The organism is Xenorhabdus sp. IM139775 (genome assembly GCF_028598745.1).
Classification (GTDB): Bacteria; Pseudomonadota; Gammaproteobacteria; order Enterobacterales; family Enterobacteriaceae; genus Xenorhabdus.
The window spans coordinates 1-9,039 of record NZ_JAQRFK010000093.1 but is presented as its reverse complement, the minus strand read 5'-3'; the positions used below and the strand labels follow the sequence as shown (position 1 = coordinate 9,039).

At 47.8% G+C, this 9,039-nt stretch carries 7 protein-coding genes; all 7 read left to right on the top strand.

The genetic code is table 11. The features are described from left to right. The coding region (locus PSI17_RS14945; protein WP_273552733.1) for a beta-ketoacyl-[acyl-carrier-protein] synthase family protein at positions 1-1,190 on the top strand (1,190 nt) is incomplete at its 5' end. 3 nt (positions 1,191-1,193) lie between these two features. Further along, complete coding sequence (locus PSI17_RS14940) at positions 1,194-2,288, top strand: hypothetical protein (RefSeq protein ID WP_273552732.1); 1,095 nt, start codon at positions 1,194-1,196, stop codon at positions 2,286-2,288. Then, positions 2,278-3,543, top strand: coding sequence for a beta-ketoacyl-[acyl-carrier-protein] synthase family protein (locus tag PSI17_RS14935; protein WP_273552731.1), 1,266 nt, complete (start codon positions 2,278-2,280; stop codon positions 3,541-3,543). The genes PSI17_RS14940 and PSI17_RS14935 overlap by 11 nt, the downstream gene beginning before the upstream one ends. Continuing rightward, a complete protein-coding gene (locus PSI17_RS14930; RefSeq protein WP_273552730.1) occupies positions 3,533-4,294 on the top strand; it encodes a hypothetical protein in 762 nt (253 codons plus the stop codon). The genes PSI17_RS14935 and PSI17_RS14930 overlap by 11 nt, the downstream gene beginning before the upstream one ends. 15 nt (positions 4,295-4,309) lie before the next feature. Continuing rightward, complete coding sequence (locus tag PSI17_RS14925; protein ID WP_273552729.1) at positions 4,310-7,168, top strand: aminotransferase class III-fold pyridoxal phosphate-dependent enzyme; 2,859 nt, start codon at positions 4,310-4,312, stop codon at positions 7,166-7,168. Beyond that, on the top strand, positions 7,165-7,947 hold the full coding sequence (locus tag PSI17_RS14920; RefSeq protein ID WP_273552728.1) for an SDR family NAD(P)-dependent oxidoreductase: 783 nt from the start codon (positions 7,165-7,167) through the stop codon (positions 7,945-7,947). The genes PSI17_RS14925 and PSI17_RS14920 overlap by 4 nt, the downstream gene beginning before the upstream one ends. A 159-nt stretch (positions 7,948-8,106) precedes the next feature. Next, positions 8,107-8,850: an SDR family NAD(P)-dependent oxidoreductase gene (locus tag PSI17_RS14915; RefSeq protein WP_273552727.1), complete on the top strand. Its 744-nt coding sequence runs from the start codon at positions 8,107-8,109 to the stop codon at positions 8,848-8,850. The last annotated feature ends 189 nt before the right edge of the window (positions 8,851-9,039 follow it).

The window sequence follows — 9,039 nt, the reverse complement described above, 5'->3', positions numbered from 1 at the left end:
ATTTATTTAATTCATTGGCAGAAGGGAAATCACTTATCTGTGAAGATGAGCTATTAAAGGAATATGGAATAGCAAACATTCCCAGTGCCAAGTTATCGTCGGAAGATGTAGATAGGTTACGTAATCAATTCAACTTTGCAGGACAATTATCCAATAATCGTGTTTTTTTGATGGCCTGCGGTGCAGCATCAAAGAGTTTACGCATGGCGGGATTAACTCACAAGGCGCTGAATCAAGCGAAATGTGAATTATTCTTTGCCAATAATAAAATGTTTCTTGATAGTAAAGCCTTATCGCGTTACTGCAATGCAGAAATAGCTCATCCATCAAAATATGTTGATATTGAACGCGTCGGGGAGTTAGTGCCCCCTTATGAACTGATTGAGGAACTGGCAGGCCATTTGCAAATTCCGGCATTACCAAAAGTCTACAGTGATTCCTGTACCGCCGGAATGACGGCGCTTTATTCCGCATGCCAGAATCTCAAGTGCGGCAGGCTGGATATCGCATTGGTTGGCGCTTCTGAAGAGGCGACCCATCCGATTATGCAGGTATTGTTCAAAAAAGTGAGAGCACTTTATTGCGGGACATTTGCAGATTTGCGCCAATCTTCACGCGCATTCGATAAAGATAGATCAGGTTGCGTCCTTGCAGATGCTTCTGCGTTTTTGGTCGTAGAGCGTTATTCTCACGCGGTTGCCAGAAAAGCCCCTATCCTAGCTGAAATTGCCGGGATATCCCGCCAGTCTGAAGGGTATAAAATGACCTCAACGGATTTGTCCGGCCAATATTATCTTAGCTGCATGTCTGAGGCATTGCGCGATGCTGGCTTATCGCCGAATGATATTGATCATATCAATGCTCATGGCACTTCTACGGTGAGTAATGATCTGGCGGAAAGCCGGGCGATTAATGCACTTTTCCCCCACCATCCACCGGTGATATCCACGAAATCGGCGACGGGGCATTCACTGGCTGTCAGCGGTCTGTTGGAAGCCATACTGTCCATTGAGACACTGAAAAATGCACTGATCCTGCCCAGTCTGAACTTTTCTGAATCGGGAAAAATGGATGGTGCGGTTAATGTCAACCGTTCGGCAAAAGCCATCCACGTTAACCATATCATGAGTAATTCCTTTGGTTTCGGTGGGGAAAATAGCAGCCTGATCTTGAAGCGGTTTGAGGGGTAAATCATGGGGATTTATATTACCAGTGGCGTCAGTTTGCTTCCCGATGGCCTGAATATGGATAACCTTATTAATGGCACAATCAAACCCGCCCGCCTGTCAGGTCACACACCGCATTTACCCAATATTATTGGGGAAAGATTCATTGAAGAGGGGGCTTTTGTTATGCCCCCCACGGATAAGATGATCCGGCGGGCAGCACATGCACAGAGTCAGTGGGTGCTCTATACCGGCATCAAAACTTGGGAAAACAGTAACGGAGAGGCTTTTTCCCCGGAACAACGCGGGTTGTTTATTGGGATGGGAACGAGTGATGCCGATAATAACGCTTACCTGATCGCCGCAGATACCACGGATGATGAAAGCTATGTTTCCAAGGCACTGGTGGAAACACCGCCGCTGATGGGGCTGGTGTTATTGAATACCTCTACCGCCAGCCAATTATCACAGCACCTTAATATCTGCGGCGATAACGTTTTCTTTTCGCCTCATGTTGATGCGGGAGGCCAAGCCTTGTTGGAAGGGTACTACAGCCTCAAGGAAAACCGCAGCCAGTTTGCCCTTTGTGGGGGCAACGGCCAGAAAATCTCACCGTGGTATTACTTGGCCTACGAACGCTTAATCAAAGATATGGCATGGTTCCCCGCGGAAGCGGCTTCATTTATTACCCTGCATGGTGATAACCAGCAAGCCGATCACGAGATAGTCCATGTTTATCGCATGACATCGCAAAATAGTCACCAATATGCCCGCTTCCTGTCAGAAGTGAACGCATGGAATTTACCGCCAGATCAAATTATCCACGTCGGGAAAACGGAAGATCCATTCACCACACAGGCCTACGACACATTCCCCGAAGCCTTGCAGTTTAATCTCGATAAAGCCGTCGGATATACCGGCGCTGCGGCACCCTTCATTGCGGTTAATTTGGCGCTGGCGATGGCGAAAAAAGGCGTCGCTGTAGATAACGTCAATCTGAACCTGATCCGTCAGCAACTGCCCCGTTTGACATTGGTGTTGGCACATGGCTTGGAAAATCAGTGTATTGCTGTTTTGCTCCGGATGGGGCTGACCAAGAGGGAGAAGTGTGATGAAGCCTGATCATAGTGTTTTTGTCACGGGTATGGGGATTGTGAGTGCTTTTGGCACGGATCTTGACATTTTCTGGCAGAAACTTTGCGCCGGGGAGTCCGCCATTAAGCCACTGGCATTTGGGGACAATGGTGCCCTGCCTGTGAAGTACGCTGCCCAGATTGATTTTGATGCGCTGGTTGCTGGGAACTCAGCCCATCTGCCGGCAGCGGGTATGACCGAGAAACGTGGCGTGATGGGGATGATTGCAGCGGCTAAGGCGCTGGAAGATGCCGGGCTGAATCCCTCGCCGCTATCTGATAATCGCATCGGTATTTATGGATGCAGCGGTGTCTCTGAACTCTCCGAAGATGACCGACACCAGTGGCGCAAATGTGATAAGAACACCCTGTTCGGGTTACGTCATCACCTGAGTCCCTATTCTGGCCTGAGATGCGGCAATGATGGCATGGTGACAGCCATTGCCCGCCGATTTTCTTTATCCGGGCCAGCAATGAATGTGAATGCGGCTTGTGCGGGCGGTGCCCATGCGATTGGGCTGGCGTGTCAATCCATCAAAAGGCAAGAGACGTCGATCATGCTGGCAGGTGGCGCGGACTCCGTGCTTAACCTACATGCCTTGGTTGGTTTGAAGCTATTGGGGGCAACGGCGATAACGGAGAAATGGAGTGACAGGCTGTGCCGCCCCTTCGATAAAAACCGCAGTGGGTTGGTGGCGGGTGAAGGCGGTGCTTTCTTGGTGCTTGAAAGTGAAGAAAGCGCATTGCGCCGGGGAGCTAAAATTTATGCTGAGATTAAAGGCTATGGCGCTTCCCTCGATGCCCATAAACTGACCGCGCCAGATCCCGCAGGCCTTGGCGCAGAAAATGCCATCAGGCAGGCAATCAGGGACAGTGGATTACGTCCTGAACAGATCGATTATATTAATGCTCACGGTACATCCACGCCGCTGAATGATGCACTGGAAACTGCCGTCATCAAGCGTGTCTTTGGTTCCCAGCCCCCTCTGGTTTCATCCACCAAATCCATGCTGGGTCACTGGATCGCGGCAGCGGGCGCGATTGAGGCTGTGGCAACCATTCTCACCGTGAAAAATCAGTTCATTCTTCCCACGATTAATCTTGAAACACCTGATCCACGTTGTGATTTGGATTATGTCCCACAACAAGGGCGAGCCGCCCCGGTACAAAACGCGATAACCAACTCATTTGGCTTCGGGGGGATTAATTCGTGTCTGGTCATAGGGGGATATGATGGAAAGTAAAGCAATCAAACTTATTGGCTATGGCTTAATCAGCGATCAGCCCGAATTTAATCGCTTGGATCATGGTGATGGTGGCCGTGAACTGATTAAGAACAGCAAACTCAGGCGCTTTTATGCTATCGGCACAGAAAAAGGTCTTATTTCAAGCCGAAGAGCCTTACGGTCATCAGGGCTGAATATTCATGATCCCGCCATAAAATTTGGCTTGTATGCCACGCAGTATGGCTATCTTCATCCCATGCCGTCAGAGCTGTTGGCAGAAGCAGGGCAAAACGGCGTCAAGGATGAACATGATATCTACCGGACTATCTGGACATCAGGACAGGTAAATCCTTTCATCATTACGCTGTCGCTCAGTAATAACCTGCTGGGGGTACTTTCTCAGGAACTGGGGCTGCAAGGGGATTGCGCCTCTTTTCTCCGTGGAAACATGGGGTTGTTATCGGCCTTTAATGAAGCCGAATTACTGCTCAGTCAAGGTACCATTGACTATGCGTTAGTGGTGGCTTCCGGTATGGGCCATCTTGCCCGTGAACCCCAGCCCGACATGGCTAAACCGTTTGTTGAATTTGGTGTCACCTTCATTCTGACCAGTGATAACGAACCGAGCCAGCGCCACTATCCGACTATCAATGTTGCTGCTTTGTACCGCCGGTATCGTGAAGGGAATTACTCCGCTGAAACTATCCATTTTATCAAGGATATAACAGAACATATGACCTCCCGGATATTGGTTGAAAGTTTTCATTAACAATAAGGGTTCACAATGGAAAGTTACGCTACATTTTGTAAGCCTCAGCTTACCCGTGCCTTGATCTCACTGGGTTTAAACCGAACTTATCATCGGGCTGCGGGTGATTTTCTTTATTATCAGGATGAGAATGGGGAAGAAATTCCGGTTCTGGATCTTCTGGGCGGATATGGTGCGACATTACTGGGGCATAATTCACCGATGATCAGAGAAAAAATCAAACGTTACCTTGATGAAGAAACCCCAATTCATAATCAGTTTTCCATTAGAAAGCCGGCCGCAGTATTGGCTGAAAGATTAAATGAGCTGTTGAAAGAAGAAACCGGAAAGCGTGGCGATTTTATATTCTGTTTTGCCAGCACTGGCGCGGAATCGATGGAAGTGGCACTGAAAAGTGCCGAATTTACCCGTAATGCGCAGCTTTTATCGCTGGAGCAGGAAATCGCGACCGCGACGGCCAGCGTGGCGGGCGGGAAAAAAATGGTACTGACCGATGAGCAGCGTGAACAATTGCGGTTGGGAAAAGGTGCCTCTGTTGAAGAGATTAAAGTAGCTTTGGCTGCATTCAATCAAGCAAGATTGGAGACCAAACCGACATTTCTCGCCCTTGAACATGCTTTCCACGGCAAGATGATGGTCACCGCGAACTGTACGCACGGTGTCATGTATCGTCACTATCTTAAAAGATTAGCCATAAATACCCGCTTTCTCACCGCTGAAAATTTGGCTGAGTGGGTTGCGATGGGTGAAAAAGCCAATGATGTCCTCAATGGTTGGTTGTGGTTACCGGAGGAAGAAAATGGTCAGTTCATCCTGACGAAAAAAACCTTCAGGATCGTGACGGCATTGATGATTGAACCGGTTCAGGGGGAAGGGGGCGTTTATCCGCTCAGTGCGGAGCAGGTCAGGAATATTAACCAGTTAAAACAGATCATTGGTTGCCCGATTATTGCGGATGAAGTGCAGGCGGGTTCAGGACGATGCGGGTTTTTAGTGGCCTCCGGTGATGCGGGGATTCAGGCTGACTATTTTGTGCTTTCTAAGGCATTGGGGGGCGGTTACGTCAAAATTGGGGTGGTAGCCATCCGTCAGGAAAGTTTTACCCCGGGGTTTGATGTCATCCAAAGCTCAACATTTGGCGAAGATGATTTCTCCTGTCGGGTCGCACTGGATTATATCAATCTGCTGTATGCCGAACAGGGCAAATTACTTAAGCAGGTGACCCAACTGGGAGACGCGTTCAACACCCATCTGAATGCGTTGAAAGGGCAGTATCCTGATGTGATCCGAGATATTCGCGGCAAAGGGTTGATTTGGGGGATAGAATTCCACGATGTGATTAATTCAGACTCTTATATTCTGCAAAATATCGCGGTACAAGGTAGTTTAGGCTATGTACTCAGCGGACATTTACTGTGTGGCAGCCGTATTCGTGTCGCACCGTCAGGCAGTGCCGCGAATGTGATCCGGGTGGAACCCTCCGTATTTTTGCAACTGTCCCACATTATCCGGTTTGTGGAAGCGCTTGCCAAAGTGTGCCTTGCCATTCGCCACGCCAACGCAGGCTTTATTATTGCGCCTATGCTTGGAAAAATGGATCAATCCACCCCTGCGGATTACCGCCTTAAGCAAGCACATTTAGCGGATGATGGCTTGGCGGATTATAAGGCCGCGTTTATCAACCATCTGATTTCTGCCAGCGGGCTAAGGGACGTTGATCCTTCATTCAGTCTCTTCAGCGATGAAGAACTGGAATTGTTTGTTGAAAACACCACATTCAATCTGGCGACGAAACCGTTCAGGGCCGCCCGCATTCGTTCGGGTAACGGCAAAATGGTGGAGTTCACGCTTTATCCGCTCACCGTGACCTCCAAAATGATCAGGGAGGCTTTGGTCAACAATGATCTAGAGCGGCTGCGGCATGAAATTGATATTCGCGTCACTCAGGCGGCCGCTGATGGCAATAACGTCGTTGGATTGGGCATGTTTACCTCAATCATCACCAATAATGGTAAATCGTTAAAAAATCCCCCGATCAGCGTGACAACCGGCAATGCGTTTACCGTGGGAATTGGGATTGAAGCGTTGCAAAAAAGCATTGCGGGTCAAGACACGAGCAAGATGCGGCTTGCGATTGTGGGCGGTGCCGGAAATATCGGGCGTGTTTATGCTGAGATTCTGGGGCCGCAATTTCAGGATATGGTGCTGATCGGCAGCAGTCACCACGGTTCACTGAAAAAACTGAATGCGGTGAAATACCCTATTTATCAAACTCTCTATGAACAATTCATCGTGAACAGGCAGCTTGTTGCGGGTGGGTTGGCGAAAAGGGTGTCGGATTGTCTCTCCACGATGCCGGATGACTATCTGGCCGGCAAAATTAATGCGGACAAAACCCATGTGGGTGAAGCGATAGATCACTATTTGGCCCAGTATTATCCTGACCAAACCTTTATCCATACTTCTCAGGATATTGCTGATATTGAAAACTGTGATGTCATTGTGTGTGCCGCGAATGCTTCCGAGGCATTTATCTCGGTCGAAAAAATCAAACAAGGGGTCATCGTCTGTGATATTTCGGTGCCGCATAATCTTTCTGATGAAGATTTGCTCAACCGGCCGGATATCAAAATACTGCGGGGCGGTATTGTGCAGACGCCACATCATGACAGTCTGGACCCCAGAGTCCGGGCCTATCTGAAAGAGGGGCAGGTCTATGCCTGCATGGCAGAAACCATTTTGTTGGCACTGGAACAATACAAGGGCAATTTCTCATACGGGAATATTTCGACTGACCAAGTTCTCGACATTATGGCCATCGCCAAGAAGCACAATTTCAGCCTGTCTGAGATCAAAGAGAATTCAAGTCTATGAGTAAGAATATCGCGTCCGCCCCGGACGCCTTAAAAAAATGCGCGATTGTGACGGGAGGAAGCAAGGGCATCGGTCGGGCGATAGTATTAAACCTGCTGGCGAAGGGATATCGGGTCGCATTCTGTTATCGGAACGAAACGCCCCAGATTGCCGATTTTATGGCCCAAGTTGTGCAGGATTACCCGGATGTATTGCCTGTTAAGGCTGATCTTGCCAGAGCAGAAGCGGTTAGCACCTTTATTCATACTGTCAACGAAACATTTGGCCGTATTGATCTTCTGGTCAATAACGTGGGGATCACACGCGATGGATTACTGGCTACGATGGCGCTGAAAGATATTGAGTTGCTGATCAACAACAATTTATTGAGCTATATCCTGTGTAGCCGTGAAGTGTTGAAAGTCATGATCCCGCAACGCAGTGGTCAGATTATCAACATTTCCTCGATTTCCGCCACACGGCCCAATAAAGGCCAGTCAATTTATGCCGCCACCAAAGGCGGGATTGAGTCATTGACCCGTGCACTTGCCGTTGAAGTGGCACCTAAAAATATCCGGGTGAATGCGGTGGCACCCGGCATTATTCAGATTGAAATGACGGAATCTTTATTAAAAGTGAATAAGGACATTATCAATAATAAAGTCTTGCTTAAGCGGGTGGGGCAAGTCAGCGAAATTACCAGTGCGATAGGTTTTCTAATAGAAAATAACTATATGACGGGGGAGATCATTCAGGGCGAGAGCATGAAAGCCTGTTTTTTGAACGATCCGTGCAAATAAAACACTGATTGATACTTTAACAAGACCGAATTGAGTGATATTCGCCCTATAATTGACTGTGTTGCATACAAATTAAGGTCGAAAAACGTTCGTGCTCTCGCCCTGGGAGATCATTCACGTTAATGGTGGTATCGCATTAAGCTAATTAAGGAAAAGATCATGTTAACCTATATTGTCACGGGTGCCGCCAGTGGTATCGGTTTTGCGGTGTGCCAAAAACTGGTTGCCGCAGGATATCATGTTATTGCCATTGATATTAACCAAGAGGGATTAAATACACTGGCCGCACAATCACCGGAACATATTCGGCCATTTCAGCTTGATCTGGTTGATGAAAAAACTATGATTAATACATTAATCTCTTTGGTTAAAGAGTGTCATTTACAGGGGATTGTCGTGAGTCATGGCAGGGCAGATGATAATGATATTGACCAGAACGCGATTTGGGATGCGGTATTGGCAACTAATCTGCACGCCACCCAGCGCTTATTAGCGCATATTGTGCCGGATATTGTTTACGGTGGCAGGGTCGTCATTATTTCATCAATTCTTGGCCGGATGGGAACAACGCGGAATACCGCGTATTGTACTTCAAAACATGCCTTGCTTGGGTTAACCAAATCACTGGCTTTGGATTTGGCAGAGAGGCAAATTACCGTCAATGCGGTATTGCCTGCCTGGGTCAATACGCCAATGTTGGTTAAGGGGTTGGAACCCCATGCGAAATTAATCGGTTGCTCAACATTAGCCTTACTCCGGCGGACAGAAAAAAGAATCCCATTAAGGCGGTTAGTGAGTCCGGAAGATGTTGCCAATACGGTAATGTTTTTTATTTCGCCTGAAGCAGCGATGATCACTGCTCAGGGGTTGACCATTGATGGTGGAGAAAGAGGGGGCGCATAAACAGTTTATTATCTTGCAATAAGACGAGTCTATTTAAATGAATCAACTTTTTATTGGGTCGATTAATATTAATGATGTTGCTAAATCAACGTTGTTTTTATTTCTCAAAGGAAATATCAGAAAATGAAACATATGATTATTTATGCTCACCCTAATCCTAAAAGTTTTAATCATGCCATTAAAGAAAAG